This is a genomic window from Yersinia sp. 22-579, from assembly GCF_030433455.1.
GTDB lineage: Bacteria > Pseudomonadota > Gammaproteobacteria > Enterobacterales > Enterobacteriaceae > Yersinia > Yersinia enterocolitica.
The window spans coordinates 60,104-78,491 of the sequence record NZ_JAUJTZ010000005.1 but is presented as its reverse complement, the minus strand read 5'-3'; the positions used below and the strand labels follow the sequence as shown (position 1 = coordinate 78,491).

Here is an 18,388-nt window from a genome sequence, read left to right as displayed (position 1 = left end):
CGATGAGCAAAGTTCTGGTTCTGAAATCAAGCATTCTGGCAACTTATTCACAATCTAACCAATTGGCTGACTTTTTTGTTGAACAATGGAAAGCGGCTCATGCTGGCGATGAAATCACCGTGCGTGACCTGGCAGCTCAGCCGATTCCAGTATTAGATGGCGAATTAGTGGGCGCGTTACGCCCTTCAGATGCCGAGCTGACACCGCGTCAACAAGAAGCACTGGCGCTGTCTGATGAATTGATTGCTGAGTTGCAGGCTAATGACGTGATCGTCATGGCAGCTCCAATGTACAACTTTAATATCCCAACTCAGTTGAAGAACTACTTTGATCTGATTGCACGTGCTGGCGTGACTTTCCGTTACACCGAAAAAGGGCCTGAAGGCCTGATTACCGGTAAACGTGCCATTATTTTGACCAGCCGTGGTGGTATTCATAAAGACACCCCAACTGATCTGGTTGTGCCTTACCTGCGACTGTTCCTGGGCTTTATCGGGATTACCGATGTCGAGTTCGTGTTCGCAGAAGGTATTGCTTATGGTCCTGAAGTCGCGACCAAAGCGCAAGCTGATGCCAAAGAGTTACTGACTCAGGTTGTTAGCGCTTAAATAGATAGTTAGCGCTTAATGAATGACTTTCATGCATCGGCAGGTGTCTCTGTTGATGCATGACTGAATGGCCTTGTATTACCCTCGTTTTACCCAGTAGTGTTATTGAATCATTACGCGCCCTTGGGCGCGTTTTTTTATTGTCTGCTATCTTTTATCGCCTGCTACCTATGCCAGCAGCGCGATAGCGCTCTCTTCATCCGTCACCAAACCATTCACCCAATGCCCCCTAAGAACGGCTTTGATAGCTTGATGTTTCTCTACACCACCCGCAATAGCAATAACCGGTTTTTCAGGCCGGATACGCAGGTTGGCACTGGTTAAACGCTGATCCAGCTCATAGCTCACTCGCTGACCATCAATATCGATGAAGTTGCCTAACATTTCGGCCACCACATTGGATGCCGTCAGTTGCGCCACATCATGCTGTGAAATAAAACCATCTTTGTGCAGCGGGCAATGATAACCCATTGAACCAATGCCAATAAAAGTCACATCAGCTTGAGCCGCCTTCTCGGTCACCGTACGGTAAATCCGATGATTACACCACAGGTCACGATCTGCGGCGCTATCCGCAAAAAGCGGCGCGGGCAAAATAAAATAGCGACCTTGGGTTTTCTCCGCCATCCATAACGGCACATCATAGCGGGTACAAGAACCATCAGCAGCTATTGCCCCAATCAGGGAAACGCAGCTGTGCTGAGGGCGTTCAAAATCCGGCAGTTCATCAATAGCCGCTTTTAAGCTGCGCCCTGACCCCACACCAATAACCAGTGGTTGCTCTTGTCGCAGAAACTGCGCCATCACCTCTGCCCCCGCCACGGCGATAGCCCGTTGCACACCCGCACTGTCCATACCTTGGCTTGGCACTACCTGGCATTGATGTAATCCGTAGTGCTTTTGCAGTTGATCCGCCAGCGCCATACAGCGTCCCACCGGATGGGCGATGCTGACACTCACCAGCCCGTTATCTATGGCACAGGCCACCAATCGCTGAGCTACCTGGCGAGAAACCCCGAGCGCTTCAGCAATTTCATGCTGTGTTTGACCCGCTACGTAATACATCCAGGCCGCTCTGGCCGCTTGATCCAATTTTTTGTCACTCTTATGCATGGGTTTTCTACGCGCTAGTGGTGAAGGAGCAATGTTAAACATTTTACGCCGTTGTTTGGCAGATTTTTATCTCAGCTAACGTTTATGTGAGCTAAAGCCCAACTTAAGGGCAAAAGTTACACTAACCTATCGCCATTAGAGCAAATGCCCAACCAATGGGCTTGTGCCCAAGAATTATCTTAATGCTGACTGAGATTGCGGAGAACATGATGAATATTGAACTGAACTCAACCCCTGCTGTGTGGCTACATATTGGTGCGGGATCTTTTCACCGCGCTCATCAGGCCTGGTACCTGCATCGTTTACGGGCTGCGGGTGATAATCGCTGGTCTATTGCGCTGGCGAATATTCGCGATGATGCAACCCCTTTGCTGACAACTTTAGCGGCACAGCATGGCGAATACATGCTGGAAACGGTCACACCTGCCGGTGAACGCCAATATGAAAAGATCACCTCGCTACGCAAAATCATTCCGTGGGATAAAGAACTGCACAATTTGGTTGAGCAAGGCAGTAAGGAGGAAACTCGCGTTATCTCCTTTACCGTGACGGAAGGCGGCTACTATCTGGATAATCAGTTTAACCTGCAACAGGATAACGCCGATATTCAGGCCGATCTCAACGGGGATTGCCGGACAATTTATGGTGCAATCAGCCGGGTTTTGCTGCAACGCCAACAACTACACAGCGGCCCGGTAACTTTGCTGAACTGCGATAATTTGCGCCATAACGGCGAGCGTTTCCGCCACTGCCTGTTGCAGTTTCTGGCATTGCGCGATCAGCAAAGTTTGCTCAGTTGGGCAACCGATCAAACTCGCAGCCCAAATACCATGGTTGATCGTATTACGCCTCGCCCATCTGACGATATCGCCCCGCGCGTGCTGCAACAAACTGGTTTTGCCGACCAGGCACCTGTCATGGGTGAGTCATTTATTCAGTGGGTTATTGAAGATGACTTTATTGCCGGGCGGCCAGCGCTGGAGAATGTGGGAGTAGAAATGGTCGAATCTGTGCTGCCATATGAAGAAGCAAAGATTCGTATCCTCAATGCCAGCCACAGTTGCATCGCCTGGGCTGGTACTTTGATCGGTCAGCGTTACATTCACGAAAGTACTCAAACAGACGCTATTCGCCAGATGGCCTATGACTATGTGACCCAAGATGTCATCCCATCGCTATCGCCTAGCCCATTGGATTTAGCGAATTATCGTGATGTGGTTTTAGATCGTTTCAGTAATCCGTTTATCCGCGACACCAATCAACGCGTCGCCGCCGACGGTTTCTCCAAAATCCCAGGTTTTATCACACCGACATTGATGGAGTGCTACCAACGAGGTTGTGTACCCGCTGCCACCGCCATGCTGCCCGCCCTGTTCTTTGTCTTTATGGAGAGTTGGCACCAAGGCACACTGCCATATGAATATCAGGATGGCATGTTAGATGTCTCTGCCGTTCATGCCATGTTCCAGTCGACTGACCCTGTGGGTCTGTTTGCCCGCGATAACAAACTGTTTGGCGCACTGGCCAGTGACAGCCAGTTTGAACAGTTATTACGACAATCCATTGACCGGGTTAATGCCTGGGTGATGGCTAACCGTTAATCAGCGACAAGGAATGGCTATGTATCTTGGACTTGATTTAGGCACATCAGAAATTAAAGCCGTGGTGATTGATGATCATGGGCAGATCCTGGCAAGCGAAGGTGAGCCGCTCACCGTGCAACGCCCACATCCGCTGTGGTCAGAACAAAATCCGACTGACTGGTGGCAGGCGACACAACGCGTGATTGGCCGCCTGCGTCATAAAATACCGCAACGTTGGGGTGAGATCCTTGCTATCGGCCTGTCGGGGCAAATGCACGGTGCGGTGTTGCTCAACCGTGAAGACCATATTTTGCGTCCGGCAATTTTATGGAATGACGCGCGCTGTGCCGACGAGTGCGAGGAGCTAACGCGCAATGCCCCGCAATTGCATCAGATTGCCGGGAATTTGGCGATGCCGGGTTTCACTGCGCCAAAATTACTGTGGGTGGCTCGCCACGAGCCAGAAATCTTCTCACAACTGGCCACCGTGCTGCTGCCGAAAGATTATCTGCGCTGGATGATGAGTGGCGATAAGGTCAGCGATATGTCTGACTCCGCCGGAACACTGTGGCTGGATGTGGCAAAACGGGATTGGTCAGACTCCCTGCTGGCCGCTTGTGGCTTATCGCGCGATATGATGCCACGGCTGATTGAAGGCAATCAGCCCAGCGGCTATCTGAAAACGGATATTGCCCGCGAATGGGGGTTGCCCGATAAGGTGGTGATTGCCGGTGGTGGTGGCGATAATGCCGCCAGTGCCGTTGGGATTGGAGCCATTAATCCCGGTGATGGATTTATCTCTTTAGGTACATCCGGCGTGTTGTTCGCCGTTAATGATTGCTATCGCCCTAACCCACAATCGGCGGTACATGCTTTTTGCCATGCCTTGCCGCATCGTTGGCACCAGATGAGTGTGATGCTCACCGCTGCCAGTGCGCTGCGCTGGTTATGCCAACTGCTGGGTACCAATGAAACAACCTTGTTATCCGAAGTGGCTCAACTCAGTCGGGCGGAACAACGGCTGGCCCCTATTTTTCTGCCGTATCTTTCCGGCGAACGTACCCCTCATAACGATCCGCTGGCAACCGGCGCTTTTCACGGCATGACACATGCTACTGATCGCGCGGCATTGGGTTATGCGGTGCTGGAAGGTGTCACTTTTGGTATTGCTGATGGTTTGGCGGTATTGAAACAGGCGGGTACTCAACTTACCCAGGCATCTCTGATTGGTGGCGGTGCGCGCAGTGTCTGGTGGGGGCAATTGATGGCCGATACGCTCAATTTACCTATTGTGACCCACAGTGGCGGAGAGGCTGGCGGCGCGTTAGGTGCAGCGCGTTTAGGCTGGCTGGCGGCCGGCGGTGATGAGCAATTGGTGTGTGCCAAGCCGCAAATTGACCAGCGTTTTATTCCGGATATGAACCGGCAAGATGCCTTATTCGCCCGCCTTGAGCGCTACCGATTACTTTACCAACAGCAACGCCAGTTGCGCCAAACGCTAGCACGATAAAAAACCAAAACACACATATGCCCGGGTGAGCACATCGCCCTTTCATTTGCTGTCCCTACAAATAAGCAGCCGGCGCTCAAACGCCCAAGGAAACGACTATGCAAAAAAAATCGACTCATTGGTTTGGCTTGCCGATGAATTTATTCTGGGGCTATATTGCTATTGCCATATTTATGAGCGGCGATGGCTTTGAAATGGCCTTCTTATCTAAGCATATTACCGATATGGGTTTTTCACCGGCGCAATCGGCCTTTGTTTTTACCCTCTATGGGTTAGCGGCTGCCATTGCCGCCTGGAGTTCAGGTGTGGTGGCGGAAATTATCACGCCACAACGCGCTATGCGCATAGGTTTTATCCTGTGGGTGGTGATGCATTGCTTGTTTATGCTGTTTGGCCTGGGGATGAAAAGCTACCCATTAATGTTGGTGTTCTACGGGATCCGTGGCCTGGCCTACCCGTTATTTATCTATTCATTTGTCATGCTGATTGTGCAAAACGTCCCTAAACAGCAACTCTCTTCGGCGATGGGCTGGTTCTGGGCCATGTACTCGGTGGGCATTGGTGTGGTGGGCAGCTATTTGCCTAGCTTCACCATTCCGATGATAGGTAAAACTGGCACTTTGTGGTTTGCCATTGTGTGGGTCACAGTCGGTGGCATGATGGCCCTGATACTGCTGCGTAATGTCGGTACCGCCAGCCCAAAGGCGGCGCTGTCCAATAAAGAAAAAATCAAAGAGTTGTCGCGGGCGGTGACCATTCTATTTACCAACAAGAATATTTTCTTGTCCTGTCTGATCCGCATTATTAACACGCTATCCTTGTTCGGATTTGCCGTGATCATGCCGCTGCTGTTTGTTGGCAGACTCGGCTTTACCATGTCTGAATGGCTGCAAATCTGGGCTGTGTTCTTCTTCGTGACCATTTTCACTAACATTATGTGGGGGATTTTGGGCGAAAAAATTGGTTGGATGCGGCAGGTGCGTTGGTTTGGCTGCATCGGCTGCGCGATCTCCAGCCTGGCGTTTTACTATATTCCGGTGCATTTCGGCCATAACTTCTGGGCAGCACTTATCCCGGCGGTGATGTTAGGAATAACGGTAGCGGCGTTTGTCCCGATGACCGCAGTGTTCCCGGTATTGGAGCCAGAACACAAAGGTGCAGCTATTTCGATTTATAACCTGTCTGCCGGTTTGAGTAATTTTGTTGCGCCAGCCATCGCCTCGCTGGTATTACCTTTCTTCGATATTGTCGGCGTGGTGTGGGTTTATACCGCGTTGTACCTGATTGCAGCGGTGTTGACTTTGATTGTCAAAGTCGAACAACCAGGCCATGTGGATACCTATTACCGCAAAGAGTCGCTAAACAGCATCAATACGCCCCCTGTTGCAGCGAATTTGCAGGCAGAGCGCTAATCTGTTGTTTTATTGAGAAAAAGTAAGACTATTTACCATAAAAAAACGCCCATCTCGTGGCGGGCGTTTTTTATCAATTGCGTGGTAGGATAACGATGCTCAGCGCTGCATCCACTGGCCGTTTATGCCGCGCACATATTCCCCCGCCGCCGCACGGTTAACCAACTTTTGCCCCGCCAGCTTGGCAACATCCTCGGTTGAAATATGGTTTTTTTGCGCCACTTCCTGATATTTCTCTGCTCTGGCGATGTTAATTTGCTCCACCAGCGCCAGTGTTTCAGCATCTTTTTTCACCGGAGCCAGATAGCCACTGAGAGTTTCGCCCACCCGGCCTTGCTGTTTAGCTTGCTCTAATGTCAGCGCAAATGCCCCTGAGCTAAATACTAAACTGCCGCTTAATATTATGCAGCCCAATATCACGCGGACTAACTGCTGTGGTGAGCCAATCCAGCTGAACGTTAGCTTTTTCATAATGGCCCCTTAAAATAGATTGGATTGATTTTTAAGCAGATTTTCCACATCTTTATCAACTCTGATCTGGATTTCATGCTCAATCTTGACATTCATATTAATCGTGATCGGTTTTTCCGGGGTTGCTACTTCAAGGCGCAAACAGCCACTCAGCATAAAAATGCCCAGCAGGATTGCCACAGGTTCCCATGTCAAGATCTTCATTCCTTAGCCCTCACCGGTATAGATTCTGTAGGTCGCAACGAAAGTGTTTGTTGTAACCACTCTTGTAAATTGTCACCAAAACGGAGGCTGCGCCAGAGTTGGAATACATTTTCCTCATGCTGATAATTCAACACTATCTCTCGTTTTGCGTTTTTCTGCGTATTAACACCATGGATCTTTGAACGCAGCGTTAATTGGCCCAGATTATCCAAACTGACGGTGGCATAAGATTGGTAAATCTCCATATAGCGCAACCAGTCAATCGCCGCACCAGCAACCAAATTGCTATCACCGATAGAATTAGCCAAATCAGGATCCAGGCGCAATGTCACTGTGCCGTCATTTGCTATCCAACCATTGCGCACCAACCACTGTGGGTTATTGAGATAAAGCGGTAATTCGCCGTTCACTTTACCCGACATAGCCAATTGCTTGGGTTTGAGCACGGTAAATAATTCACTTAAATCAATCGATTTTAATTTCAGCACCGCCGCATCATGTTGGGGTAAGCGCAAAGCCGACAAACTTAAATGTCCTTTCAGAATATCCATGCCTACATGACTTAAGGTCAATGGGGCTTTCTCTGAATAGGGAAAAGTCCCCTGCAAATCGGCGGTGATATTCTGCATTTCAAACAAATTGGTTATTGAGGCAATACGTAACATAACAGGCTCTTTCGGCCCCAACAGCCAGTGATGATTTTCTAAGCGATAAGACATGACAAAATCCAATCCGCTGAGTTCACCGTCTTTCAGCCACATTCCGCCATTATTGACAACCCAATGCCCCCCCGCAGTAAAACCTTGTTCACGAGCAGCAGAAAAAGCGGCCTGAGCATACAGCTCACCATCACGCAGTTTGATACCCAACTCTTCTGAAATAAGCGGTTGGAATACTGTCAGCGATTGTTTTGGCCACCAGCCCTCACCCCGTAAACGCTCGCCATCCCAACGGCCACGCAATGCAATTGGCCCGATAGCCTGCGCCTGTAACTTACCCTGCCACAAAAAACTGTCCGGCTCGCGTCCATTCAGTTGCAGTGAAAGCACGGCAGGAGGGAGATAACCGCCACCGTCACTAAACGCGACTTTTTTAGCGCCCAGTTCAAAACCGGCAATAAAAGCGGGGTGATGATTATCGCGCTGCCAGGTCAGAGGCTTGGCTAAAGTCAGCCGTGGTGCCTCGACTGAAACCACCCCATATTTCAGCCGATCAAAGCCGGTCGAGAGTTTATCGACAGTGATCAACGTCCCCTGCCAACTTCCCCTGCCGCCCATATCCCAACGCGCAGCCAGCGGCGGCAACTGACCATTACCCCAATATCGCCACTGCCAATTGCCTTTATCGGGCCAAAACTCTTGCGCCTGCCCATCCAAATGCAGATTAAAATCACCCCAATAACTGTCCTGCGCGTCCACAATGGCCTGTAGCCGCCCCGTCACTCCAGCAGCCGTCACCTTAACCCCCGCCAAAGGCCAACGCGCATCTCTGATACGTAACTCCGGTGTCACATTACCATGAGCACGCAACAAAGCACCGGGATGCAGTACCCAGGTCGGATTCAATATTGAACCGCTAAGTAAGCCGGGGATGGTGGCATTCAATACCATTCGTTCCAGATTAGCTTGACCACTGAGCTGGAATTTTAAGTCACTGTTTATCATGCTCAGATTGCCAGGCCCCAGCGTCAGGACAGCATTGCCTTTACCACTTTTCCCCGAGGTGATGACATTAATGCGCGCCTCAATCGAGGTTTGATCCAACCCCTGATCCCAGTCAAACAGCGTCAGATTAATGCCGCCACTCAAGGGTTGCAGCTGGTAGGGCCATTGCCACTGGCCGTTAGCTATTTGAATTTTGTTCGCGGAAACGCGCCACGGTAGCCGTGCGAGCGGAGAGTCATCACCGCGCTCTGTCAGGGTTAAAACGCCCTCTTGCTGTTGCCAACTCAAATTCAATAATAACGGTTTAGACAGATAGCCTGTCGTCAATACGCCGTCGAGCGCACCTTGTTCTGGCCAATCATCCAGCGACAGTGGGATTTTAATTTTACCGCTCAGTTCGAAAGGTTGCGGGGTGCCGGGAACGGCAATAGAGAATTGATGTAAGCTAAGTTGCTGCTGCGCATCCAGTGTCGCAGCGAAACTCAATTGCTGGCCCTGATAACGCAACTCTTGGCTGAGTTTTTGCGAGGTTAAGGTCAGTTTACCTGCGTATTGCTGCCACGGCGTAATCTGCAAATTGCCGATATTCAGATCAAGCTTTGACAGTTGTTGCTGCCAGTAAGCCAAATTTTGCGGCGCACCCTCGTCGCTGCTCGGTAACTTGCTCAGACATGCGGTATCCACAGCAACGGTATTAGCCGCTAACTGCCAACGCCCCTGCTGATAACCGACACTTAACTGGTCAATATTGGCCAAGGTGCAATCTTGTACCCGGTAGCGCAGTAGTGGCAGACGCAATGCGCCATCATGCCAAACTGGGGGATGGGTTAAAATCAGTTGGCTACCCGCTGGCAACCAAAATTGTGCGATTTTCGGTAACCACTGCGGTAGCGTTTTCCATAAAACCACCAGGAAAATTGCGCTGATTAATAGCAACCAACCCACTGTTTTTGCGCATTTAGTCATGACTTACCTTGTGTAATCACTAACCCGACATCCGATGTACTTGAATCTCTACCACTAAAATCACTGCAACTAAACTGCTGCACGATACCATAATAACGAACTATGCTCTGGTGACTCACACGCAGAACTGCTGCCATTGAAAATGGGAAGAAAAACCTTACCTCACTGGCATGAGAAACTTACAAGCGCCGCATTTAACTTATTATTGTGGCAAATTGTATGATTTATTCAAATCTGTTAGATTGATCACAATATTTTAGCGGAGATATCATGATGAAATTAGCCGTTTACAGTACCAAACAGTATGACCGTAAATACCTCGAATTGGTCAACAAAGATTTTGGCTTTGAATTAGAGTTTTTCGATTTTCTGTTAAGCCCAAAAACCGCAAAAATGGCGGCTGGCTGTGATGCGGTTTGTATTTTCGTCAACGATGATGCTTGTCGCGAAACATTGACAGAATTAAAAGAAGTCGGCGTTGAGATTTTGGCATTACGCTGTGCCGGCTTTAATAATGTGGATTTAAATGCAGCGAAAGAGCTGGGGATTCCGGTGGTTCGCGTTCCGGCCTATTCACCTGAAGCCGTCGCTGAACATACTGTCGGTATGATGATGAGCCTTAACCGCCGTATCCATCGTGCTTATCAACGCACCCGTGATGCCAACTTCTCGCTGGAAGGTCTGATTGGCTTCAATATGCATGGCCGTACCGCGGGGATCATCGGCACCGGCAAAATTGGTGTTGCGACCATGCGTATCTTGAAAGGCTTTGGTATGCGCTTGCTAGCCTATGACCCTTACCCAAGCCAGGCGGCGCTGGATTTGGGGGCTGAATATGTCGACCTCAAAACCTTATATGCCGAATCGGATGTTATCTCGCTGCACTGCCCGATGACGCCAGAAAACCACCATTTGCTCAATAAGCAATCCTTTGAACAAATGAAAGATGGCGTAATGATCATCAATACCAGTCGTGGTGGTCTGATTGACTCTACCGCGGCAATCGATGCACTGAAACAGCAGAAAATCGGTTCACTCGGCATGGACGTGTATGAAAATGAACGCGATCTGTTCTTTGAAGACAAATCCAATGACGTGATTCAGGATGATGTCTTCCGCCGTCTGTCTTCTTGCCATAATGTGTTGTTTACCGGGCATCAGGCTTTCCTGACAGAAGAAGCGCTGACCAGTATTTCTAACACCACCATGCAGAATATTGCGCAACTGAAAAAGGGCGAACCTTGCCCGAATATTGTTTCTGCCTAATATATCCAGAAAGCCGCAGGGTGAGTCTCAAGGATGAGGCTCATTCATCCCGATAAGCTGACTTAGATTTTATAAGTGATTCGGGTAATTGAGCGCAGCCAACGCATCTGCGACTTGAAAGATGGCGATAGCTATATACCCAATAGATTTCGAGGTGCAGGAAGGCGGCAAACGAAAGCATCCCGATGAGCTTACACTGGTAAGTGATTCGGGTAATTGAGCGCGGCCAACGCATCTGCGACTTGAAAGATAGAGGGTATATCAGCGAGCCGGACAAGCGCCGCGCATTAATGCCCACTCCTCACAGCGTTTACCATCCGGCAATTGACACATGCCTACGCTACTCCCATTAAGTTGCTTGGCAATGGTCAATACACCGCCTGCATTGGCACAATTGACGGACGCAGGATTCGCCATATTGAGATTATGAACATTGGCACTGGTGGCTTGTTGTACTGGCTCAGCGGTATCGTTATTGTTTAAAAATCGAGAGGTTGATGCTGTATCTGTTGGGTCATTGCTGCTACAAGCGGCTAGAAAGAACACAGTTCCGCCCACAAACCAAGATAATGCATTCATTCTTTATGCTCCGGCATGAGAAATATATCGCGCTATAATAGGCTCATATAATAACTGTTATAATTAAAACACAACATAAATAAGCAGAGTGCGCTAATTTAATTTAGCCCAGATCAAAACAGACTATCGAATTATCGCGCTATTCTGGCGCTAAGGGTTGGAAAAAAAATAAGCAAACCATATTAATCATAGTAAAGAATCAAACACCTACAGTTTGTACAAAATAAAACGGGAATAATTATGATTACTGATTTACTACTACGAATTACTTTAGCGGGTGCTTTGGGAGGATTGATTGGGCTGGAACGTCAGCTGCGTGCTAAAGATGCCGGGTTAAGAACCCATATCCTGGTGGGTATTGGGAGTGCCATGTTTATGATTGTTTCAAAATATGGTTTTGAGGATTTGCTGACATTAGAACACGTCAGTTTTGACCCTAGCCGCGTCGCGGCACAGGTCGTCAGTGGCATGGGCTTCCTCGGTGCCGGGACCATCATGATTCAAAAACAGATGGTCAAAGGGCTTACCACCGCCGCCGGGATGTGGGTCACCGCCGCGATTGGTCTGGTGATTGGTAGTGGTCTATATGAGATTGGTATTTACGGCACCATGGTGACATTAGTGGTGCTGGAGATCTTCCGCCAGTTAAGTAACCGATTTATTGGTCAACACCATTTTGTTGCTATTAAGCTACTCGCGGACAGCGTGCCACGTATTTTGATTGCGATGCAAAAATTAAAATTACATCCTATTAATCTGTCCGTTACTCACAAACCTGAGAAAGGTGAACATGAATGTGAACTCACGATGGAAGTCACCTTACCACCCAGAAAAAATCTGGATCAGGTATATGAAACATTATTGGCCGTCGAGGGGATACATCAGTTGGACATTAAATAGCAGTTGGACATTAAATAGTTGTACTGCAAGCACTGTATGACGAGTATAAAATCACAGTTATCCCCTTCCGCGTTATCGTAACCCTGTGGCGATAACGCGGAAAGTAGCCAACCACCATGCAGCTTGCAGTATGACGGGTATATCTCTAATGCATTGGCGTCTTCGACAGCAGGTTAATCACCAACACACCGGCGATAATCAATGTCATACCGGCAATGGCTGCCCAGTCTAATTTCTGCTGGTACATAAAAGTGGCCGCGACGGACACTAATACAATTCCCAATCCTGACCAAATAGCATAAGCAATACCCAATGGCATGGTTTTCACCACCTGTGATAACCCCCAGAAAGCAATACCATAACCAATCACAACCACAACAGAGGGCACCAGACGGGTAAAGCCATCAGAGGCTTTTAGCATTGTGGTGGCTACCACCTCGGCAACAATTGCCATCATTAAATACATGAAACCACTCATTATCAGTCTCTCATTTCAGTATTGGGTCGACATTATGCCCGCCGATGATTAAATGGTCATTAAATCTGTTTACGCTTCACAATTATTTCACAAACAAACTCAGCGCCGCGCAATTATTGTGCGCCGAACTGGCAAGCAATATCTAATCGCTGTTATCAATAGTTTTCTAATTGTAATAATTATTATCTGAAAACCACAATATAACCCCAAACCTGCTATTCGCCTTATTCACGACACAACCTGGCGGGCCGCCGCCACACAAATGCGATAACTGGCAAAAATACTCTCTGCTAGAATTTCATTATTAGTTCAAATAGTCAGAGACACCCCGCACTTCTTTTGTTCTCTGCATGACTTGCAATGTGAAGGTATAAATTAATGATTACTACTGACGGTAACAGTGCAGTAGCTTCTGTGGCCTATCGTGCCAGTGAAGTTATTGCCATCTACCCTATTACGCCAAGCTCCACCATGGCAGAACAAGCTGATGCCTGGTCTGGTGATGGTAAAGTTAATATCTGGGGTGATGTTCCCCGCGTGGTTGAAATGCAGTCTGAAGGCGGGGCCATTGCGACGGTGCATGGCGCACTGCAAACTGGCGCATTATCGACCTCGTTTACCTCCTCGCAGGGATTGCTGTTAATGATCCCGACCCTGTACAAACTGGCGGGCGAGCTGACACCTTTTGTTCTGCATGTGGCGGCGCGTACCATTGCGACCCATGCCCTGTCTATTTTTGGTGATCACTCCGATGTCATGGCGGTGCGGCAAACGGGCTGTGCCATGCTGTGCGCCAGCAGTGTGCAGGAAGCACAAGATTTCGCCCTGATTTCCCAAGTAGCAACTCTCAATAGTCGCATCCCATTTATTCATTTCTTTGATGGTTTTCGCACCTCACACGAAATCAATAAAATTGTACCGCTCAGTGATGACACGCTGCGCCAATTGCTGCCGCAGAAAGGCATAGACGGCCACCGTAGTCGGGCGCTTTCGCCAGATCATCCGGTGGTGCGGGGCACTTCCGCTAACCCGGATACCTATTTCCAGTCTCGTGAAGCCACTAACCCTTGGTATAACAATACTTATCAACATGTTGCCGATGCCATGCAGGCTTTTGCTGAAGCCACAGGGCGTGAATATAAGCCATTTGAGTATTATGGCCACCCACAGGCGGAGCGCGTTATCATTCTGATGGGTTCAGCGATTGGTACCTGTGAAGAAGTGATTGATAGCCTGCTAACCCGCGGGGAAAAAGTGGGCGTACTGAAAGTGCGCTTGTTCCGCCCCTTCTCTGCTGAACATCTGCTCAGTGTCTTGCCGCAATCAGTGACTAAAATTGCGGTGCTGGATCGCACCAAAGAACCCGGTGCACTGGCCGAGCCACTTTATCTTGATGTCATGACCGCGCTGGCTGAAGCCTATAGCCGTGGTGAGCGAGCCACATTGCCGAAAGTGATTGGCGGCCGCTATGGTTTATCTTCCAAAGAGTTTGGCCCCGATTGTGCGCTGGCGGTGTTCAAAGAATTATCGCTTGATTTACCGCGCCCGCGCTTTACCGTAGGGATTTTTGATGACGTGACGGGGCTATCCTTACCGCTCACTGATGAGAAAATCGAACAACGCGCCACATTAGAAGCCCTGTTTTATGGCCTTGGCAGTGATGGTTCAGTCTCTGCGACAAAAAATAACATTAAGATTATCGGCAACAGTACCTCGCTGTATGCCCAAGGTTATTTTGTTTACGACTCGAAAAAGGCCGGTGGCCTGACCGTCTCTCACTTGCGTGTCAGTGAAACCCCTATTAATTCGGCTTATCTGGTCAGCCAGGCCGATTTTGTCGGCTGCCATCAATTACAGTTTATTGATACCTACCAAATGGCGGAACGCCTCAAGCCCGGCGGTATCTTCCTGATTAATACCCCGTTCAGCGCCGATGAAATGTGGCAGCGTTTGCCGCAAGAAGTTCAGGCGGTGCTGCACCAACGCAATGCCCGTCTATTTGTGATTAATGCGGCAAAAATTGCCCGCGAATGCAAACTGGGTGCGCGCATCAATACCGTGATGCAGATGGCGTTCTTCCACCTGACGCAAATATTGCCAACGGCTATGGTGCAAGAGCAATTACGGGCGGCTATTGACCGTAGCTACAGTAATAAAGGGCCGGAAATTGTTACTCGTAACTGGCAGGCGCTGGATGCCACCCTTGATGCATTGGTAGAAATCCCACTGCAACCGATTGATGAAAATAGCCCGATGCGGCCACCGATTGTCTCGGATCAAGCGCCTGATTTCGTTAAAACTGTCACGGCCACCATGCTGGCCGGTTTGGGTGATGCACTGCCCGTCTCGGCCTTCCCACCTGATGGCACCTGGCCGGTGGGCACTACCCAGTGGGAAAAACGCAATATTGCTGAAGATATTCCTATCTGGCAGCCGGATCTGTGTACCCAGTGTAACCACTGCGTTGCTGCTTGCCCGCACTCGGCCATTCGCGCCAAAGTAGTACAGCCGGATGCTATGTCAGGCGCACCAGGCAGCTTGCAATCCCTGGATGTGAAAGCCCGCGATATGCGTGGACAGAAGTATGTCTTGCAAGTTGCTCCGGAAGACTGCACTGGGTGTAATCTCTGCTACGAAGTCTGCCCGGCGAAAGACCGGCAGAACCCAGAAATCAAAGCCATCAATATGAAACCGCGACTGGAACATCTGGTGGAAGAAAAAGCCCACTATGATTTCTTCCTCAAATTGCCGGAAATCGATAAAACGCAAATGGAGCGCATCGATATCCGTACCTCACAGTTGATCTCACCGCTGTTTGAGTATTCCGGTGCTTGCTCAGGTTGTGGTGAAACGCCATACATTAAATTGCTCACCCAGTTGTATGGCGATCGTCTGTTAATAGCTAATGCCACCGGTTGCTCTTCAATTTATGGTGGCAACCTGCCGACCACGCCTTATACCACTAATGCCGATGGCCGTGGCCCCGCCTGGGCTAACTCACTGTTTGAAGATAACGCCGAGTTTGGCTTGGGCTTCCGCCTGACTGTTGACCAACATCGCCAACGGGTTATCCGCTTGATCAATCAATTGGCAGCGCAATTGCCGCAGGAATTGGTCAACCAACTGCTGAATGAGGAGGCGACACCTGAAGTTCGCCGTGAGCAAGTCACACAACTGCGCCAGCTGTTAAAAGATATTCCGGGTAATGACGCACAACAATTGGCAACCGATGCAGATTATCTGGTCGATAAATCCATCTGGCTGATCGGTGGTGACGGTTGGGCCTACGATATTGGCTTTGGTGGCTTGGACCATGTGCTCAGTCTGACGGAAAACGTCAATGTGCTGGTGTTAGATACCCAATGTTATTCCAATACCGGTGGTCAGCAATCCAAAGCAACCCCGCTGGGCGCGGTGACCAAGTTTGGCGAGCATGGTAAACGTAAGGCACGCAAAGATTTGGGCGTCAGCATGATGATGTATGGTCATGTTTATGTCGCGCAGATTTCGCTGGGCGCACAGCTGAATCAAACTGTTAAAGCTATTCAGGAAGCAGAAGCCTACCCTGGTCCGTCTCTGATTATTGCTTACAGCCCTTGCGAAGAGCACGGTTATGATTTGGCCTACAGCCATGACCAAATGAAGCAGCTAACAGCCACCGGCTTCTGGCCACTGTATCGCTTTGACCCACGCCGTACCGACGAAGGCAAAGTGGCTTTGGCACTGGATTCTCGCCCACCAAGCAGTGATTTGACCACCACATTGCTCAATGAGCAGCGTTTCCGGCGGCTCAATACCCAAGAGCCAGAGGTTGCCGCACAGCTGTATGCTGCGGCTGAAAAAGATCTGAAAAAACGTTATGACTTCCTAAGTTTGCTAGCGGGGAAAACCGAAAAAGCAGCAACGGAATAATAGGCAGTCCGTTAAACCAAAAGCCAGTCAGTGAAAAACTGACTGGCTGAGGTTAATGACAAAGTACCCGTAACGGTGAAAACAGGCAGATCGTAAAGACGCCGTAAACCCCTCCCTGGGGCTCGAGCCGCGCCGTCCCTAGCGCGGACGCTTTACTCTTCTACCTGCCTTCACCTTGCAAGATCGAGTTATCGAGGTTTGTCAGCCGTCTGAAGCCTGTCAGTGAAAAACTATAAATATTCACCATTGGTTTCGATCACTTCCTGATACCAATAAAAACTCTTTTTACGGTAGCGTTCCAAAGTGCCATTACCATCATTATCCTGGTCTACATAAATGAAACCATAGCGTTTATTCATTTCTGACGTTGACGCGCTAATCAGATCGATAGGTGCCCAAGAGGTATAGCCCATCAATTCAACCCCATCTTTGACGGCCTCTTTCATTTCCTTTAAATGGGAACGGAAGAATTCGATTCGATAGTCATCATTGATTTGGTTGTCCTTATCAATTTTATCAACGGCACCCATCCCATTCTCCACCACAAATAATGGGATTTGATAGCGGTCATACATATCATTTAGTGCAATACGCAAGCCGACTGGATCAATTTGCCAATCCCAGTCAGTGGTCTTCAAATACGGGTTTTTAACACCGCCAGCAATATTCCCACCCACTTTATCCATCTTGTCGGCATTAACACTGGTCACCAACGACATGTAATAACTGAATGACAGAAAATCTACGGTATGTTGCTGCAGAATCTCTTCATCGCCGGGCTGCATGACGATATTAATACCTTTTTCCGCAAAACGACGCGTCATATGACGTGGATAACGGCCACGGATTTGGACATCCGAGAAGAAATAGTTAAGTTGATTTTCCTGGTAAGCCAGTAATACATCTTCCGGGGCACAACTTTCAGGATAGGTCAGCAAGCGAGTCAACATACAGCCTATTTTGGCGTCCGGTGAAATTCGCTTACAGTGCTTAACAGCTAATGCACTAGCGACAAACTGATGGTGCAACGCTTGATAAATAACCGATTCAATTTCATCTGCGGGGAAGCGCTCAGTAACAATACCGCCTGAAGTAAATGGATGGCGAATTAAACTGTCGATCTCATTAAAGGTCAGCCAATACTTTACTTTATGTTGGTAGCGTTCTAAAACAGTAATCGAAAACTTTTCAAATAAATCGACAGTTTTTCTGCTACTCCAACCACCGTAATTATTGACCAAATAGATTGGCATTTCATAATGTGAAAGTGTGACTAAAGGTTCAATACCGTTCTTATGCATTTCATCGAATAATTCATCATAGAAACGCAAGCCCTCTTCATTCGGTTGTTCTTCAATGCCATTGGGGTAAATGCGTGTCCAGGCAATAGATACTCGCAAGACTTTAAAATTCATTTCGGCAAATAGCGCCATATCTTGTTTATAACGATGAAAGAAGTCTATACCCCGACGCTTTGGATAATCACTCGCATCTTTGGCAGCAATAGCATCTGCAATTTGTTGATTGCTAATTTTATAATGTTTCTCATACTCTTCACGTTTGAGATCTTTTTTATGAATTGCCATGTCGGCGGTAGATAAACCTTTGCCCCCTACATTCCAACCACCTTCAACCTGATTAGCGGCGACAGCGCCCCCCCACAGAAATCCCTTAGGAAAACCTTTAATCAATAAATCTGTCATCTTATATCTCCAATATATA

At 48.8% G+C, this 18,388-nt stretch carries 14 protein-coding genes; 7 read left to right on the top strand and 7 right to left on the bottom strand.

The window, feature by feature from the left end:
• Positions 1 to 2 precede the first annotated feature (2 nt).
• Positions 3 to 608 carry an FMN-dependent NADH-azoreductase gene (azoR, locus tag QSV56_RS07640; RefSeq protein ID WP_019083088.1) on the top strand — a complete coding sequence of 202 codons (606 nt, stop codon included), beginning with the start codon at positions 3 to 5 and terminating at the stop codon, positions 606 to 608.
• Between the two features lie 168 nt (positions 609 to 776).
• On the opposite strand, the gene QSV56_RS07635 is transcribed toward azoR, so the two are convergent.
• Positions 777 to 1,721 (bottom strand): sugar-binding transcriptional regulator, encoded by a 945-nt coding sequence (locus QSV56_RS07635; protein WP_046695012.1) that lies wholly within the window; start codon positions 1,719 to 1,721, stop codon positions 777 to 779.
• A gap of 209 nt (positions 1,722 to 1,930) precedes the next feature.
• Here QSV56_RS07635 and dalD point away from each other — a divergent pair, with 209 nt between their 5' ends.
• The 3 genes from dalD to QSV56_RS07620 all read left to right on the top strand — a co-directional run bounded on the left by dalD (position 1,931) and on the right by QSV56_RS07620 (position 6,226).
• Entirely contained in the window at positions 1,931 to 3,322 is a 1,392-nt protein-coding gene (gene dalD, locus QSV56_RS07630; RefSeq protein WP_050157869.1) for a D-arabinitol 4-dehydrogenase, read from the top strand.
• A 19-nt stretch (positions 3,323 to 3,341) separates the two neighbouring features.
• Complete coding sequence (xylB, locus tag QSV56_RS07625; RefSeq protein ID WP_019083087.1) at positions 3,342 to 4,814, top strand: xylulokinase; 1,473 nt, start codon at positions 3,342 to 3,344, stop codon at positions 4,812 to 4,814.
• A 98-nt stretch (positions 4,815 to 4,912) separates the two neighbouring features.
• Entirely contained in the window at positions 4,913 to 6,226 is a 1,314-nt protein-coding gene (locus QSV56_RS07620; protein WP_301211761.1) for an MFS transporter, read from the top strand.
• Positions 6,227 to 6,325: 99 nt separating this feature from the next.
• Here the strand turns inward: QSV56_RS07620 and QSV56_RS07615 are convergent, their stop codons facing one another.
• Genes QSV56_RS07615 through QSV56_RS07605 form a run of 3 tightly spaced genes read right to left on the bottom strand, consistent with a single transcriptional unit; the run spans position 6,326 to position 9,531 of the window.
• Positions 6,326 to 6,697 carry a YdbL family protein gene (locus tag QSV56_RS07615; RefSeq protein WP_019079376.1) on the bottom strand — a complete coding sequence of 124 codons (372 nt, stop codon included), beginning with the start codon at positions 6,695 to 6,697 and terminating at the stop codon, positions 6,326 to 6,328.
• 9 nt (positions 6,698 to 6,706) lie between these two features.
• Positions 6,707 to 6,901 carry a YnbE family lipoprotein gene (locus QSV56_RS07610; RefSeq protein ID WP_005160956.1) on the bottom strand — a complete coding sequence of 65 codons (195 nt, stop codon included), beginning with the start codon at positions 6,899 to 6,901 and terminating at the stop codon, positions 6,707 to 6,709.
• Entirely contained in the window at positions 6,898 to 9,531 is a 2,634-nt protein-coding gene (locus QSV56_RS07605; protein ID WP_046050946.1) for a YdbH family protein, read from the bottom strand. Before QSV56_RS07605 ends, QSV56_RS07610 begins: the two co-directional genes overlap by 4 nt.
• Before the next feature lie 273 nt (positions 9,532 to 9,804).
• Here QSV56_RS07605 and QSV56_RS07600 point away from each other — a divergent pair, with 273 nt between their 5' ends.
• The gene (locus QSV56_RS07600; protein WP_011816352.1) at positions 9,805 to 10,797 is read left to right on the top strand and encodes a 2-hydroxyacid dehydrogenase; all 993 of its coding nucleotides are present in this window, start codon (positions 9,805 to 9,807) and stop codon (positions 10,795 to 10,797) included.
• Between the two features lie 261 nt (positions 10,798 to 11,058).
• Here QSV56_RS07600 and QSV56_RS07595 read toward each other — a convergent pair whose 3' ends face one another.
• Positions 11,059 to 11,376: a DUF333 domain-containing protein gene (locus QSV56_RS07595; protein ID WP_019079372.1), complete on the bottom strand. Its 318-nt coding sequence runs from the start codon at positions 11,374 to 11,376 to the stop codon at positions 11,059 to 11,061.
• 240 nt (positions 11,377 to 11,616) lie between these two features.
• Between QSV56_RS07595 and QSV56_RS07590 the strand changes: the two genes are divergently transcribed.
• Positions 11,617 to 12,276, top strand: coding sequence for an MgtC/SapB family protein (locus tag QSV56_RS07590; protein ID WP_019079371.1), 660 nt, complete (start codon positions 11,617 to 11,619; stop codon positions 12,274 to 12,276).
• Between the two features lie 145 nt (positions 12,277 to 12,421).
• Here the strand turns inward: QSV56_RS07590 and QSV56_RS07585 are convergent, their stop codons facing one another.
• Positions 12,422 to 12,754, bottom strand: a complete 333-nt coding sequence (locus tag QSV56_RS07585) for a multidrug efflux SMR transporter (protein ID WP_019079370.1) — start codon at positions 12,752 to 12,754, stop codon at positions 12,422 to 12,424.
• A 378-nt stretch (positions 12,755 to 13,132) separates the two neighbouring features.
• On the opposite strand from QSV56_RS07585, the gene nifJ reads away from it, so the two are divergent.
• Positions 13,133 to 16,666, top strand: coding sequence for a pyruvate:ferredoxin (flavodoxin) oxidoreductase (gene nifJ / locus QSV56_RS07580; protein ID WP_301211757.1), 3,534 nt, complete (start codon positions 13,133 to 13,135; stop codon positions 16,664 to 16,666).
• Positions 16,667 to 16,896: 230 nt separating this feature from the next.
• Here nifJ and QSV56_RS07575 read toward each other — a convergent pair whose 3' ends face one another.
• The gene (locus tag QSV56_RS07575; RefSeq protein ID WP_019079368.1) at positions 16,897 to 18,369 is read right to left on the bottom strand and encodes a glycoside hydrolase family 1 protein; all 1,473 of its coding nucleotides are present in this window, start codon (positions 18,367 to 18,369) and stop codon (positions 16,897 to 16,899) included.
• Positions 18,370 to 18,388 lie beyond the last annotated feature (19 nt).

Coding starts and splice junctions, on each gene's coding strand:
- azoR (WP_019083088.1), top strand. CDS start 3: ATGAGCAAAGTTCTGGTTCTGAAATCAAGCATTCTGGCAACTTATTCA.
- QSV56_RS07635 (WP_046695012.1), bottom strand. CDS start 1,721: ATGCATAAGAGTGACAAAAAATTGGATCAAGCGGCCAGAGCGGCCTGG.
- dalD (WP_050157869.1), top strand. CDS start 1,931: ATGAATATTGAACTGAACTCAACCCCTGCTGTGTGGCTACATATTGGT.
- xylB (WP_019083087.1), top strand. CDS start 3,342: ATGTATCTTGGACTTGATTTAGGCACATCAGAAATTAAAGCCGTGGTG.
- QSV56_RS07620 (WP_301211761.1), top strand. CDS start 4,913: ATGCAAAAAAAATCGACTCATTGGTTTGGCTTGCCGATGAATTTATTC.
- QSV56_RS07615 (WP_019079376.1), bottom strand. CDS start 6,697: ATGAAAAAGCTAACGTTCAGCTGGATTGGCTCACCACAGCAGTTAGTC.
- QSV56_RS07610 (WP_005160956.1), bottom strand. CDS start 6,901: ATGAAGATCTTGACATGGGAACCTGTGGCAATCCTGCTGGGCATTTTT.
- QSV56_RS07605 (WP_046050946.1), bottom strand. CDS start 9,531: ATGACTAAATGCGCAAAAACAGTGGGTTGGTTGCTATTAATCAGCGCA.
- QSV56_RS07600 (WP_011816352.1), top strand. CDS start 9,805: ATGAAATTAGCCGTTTACAGTACCAAACAGTATGACCGTAAATACCTC.
- QSV56_RS07595 (WP_019079372.1), bottom strand. CDS start 11,376: ATGAATGCATTATCTTGGTTTGTGGGCGGAACTGTGTTCTTTCTAGCC.
- QSV56_RS07590 (WP_019079371.1), top strand. CDS start 11,617: ATGATTACTGATTTACTACTACGAATTACTTTAGCGGGTGCTTTGGGA.
- QSV56_RS07585 (WP_019079370.1), bottom strand. CDS start 12,754: ATGAGTGGTTTCATGTATTTAATGATGGCAATTGTTGCCGAGGTGGTA.
- nifJ (WP_301211757.1), top strand. CDS start 13,133: ATGATTACTACTGACGGTAACAGTGCAGTAGCTTCTGTGGCCTATCGT.
- QSV56_RS07575 (WP_019079368.1), bottom strand. CDS start 18,369: ATGACAGATTTATTGATTAAAGGTTTTCCTAAGGGATTTCTGTGGGGG.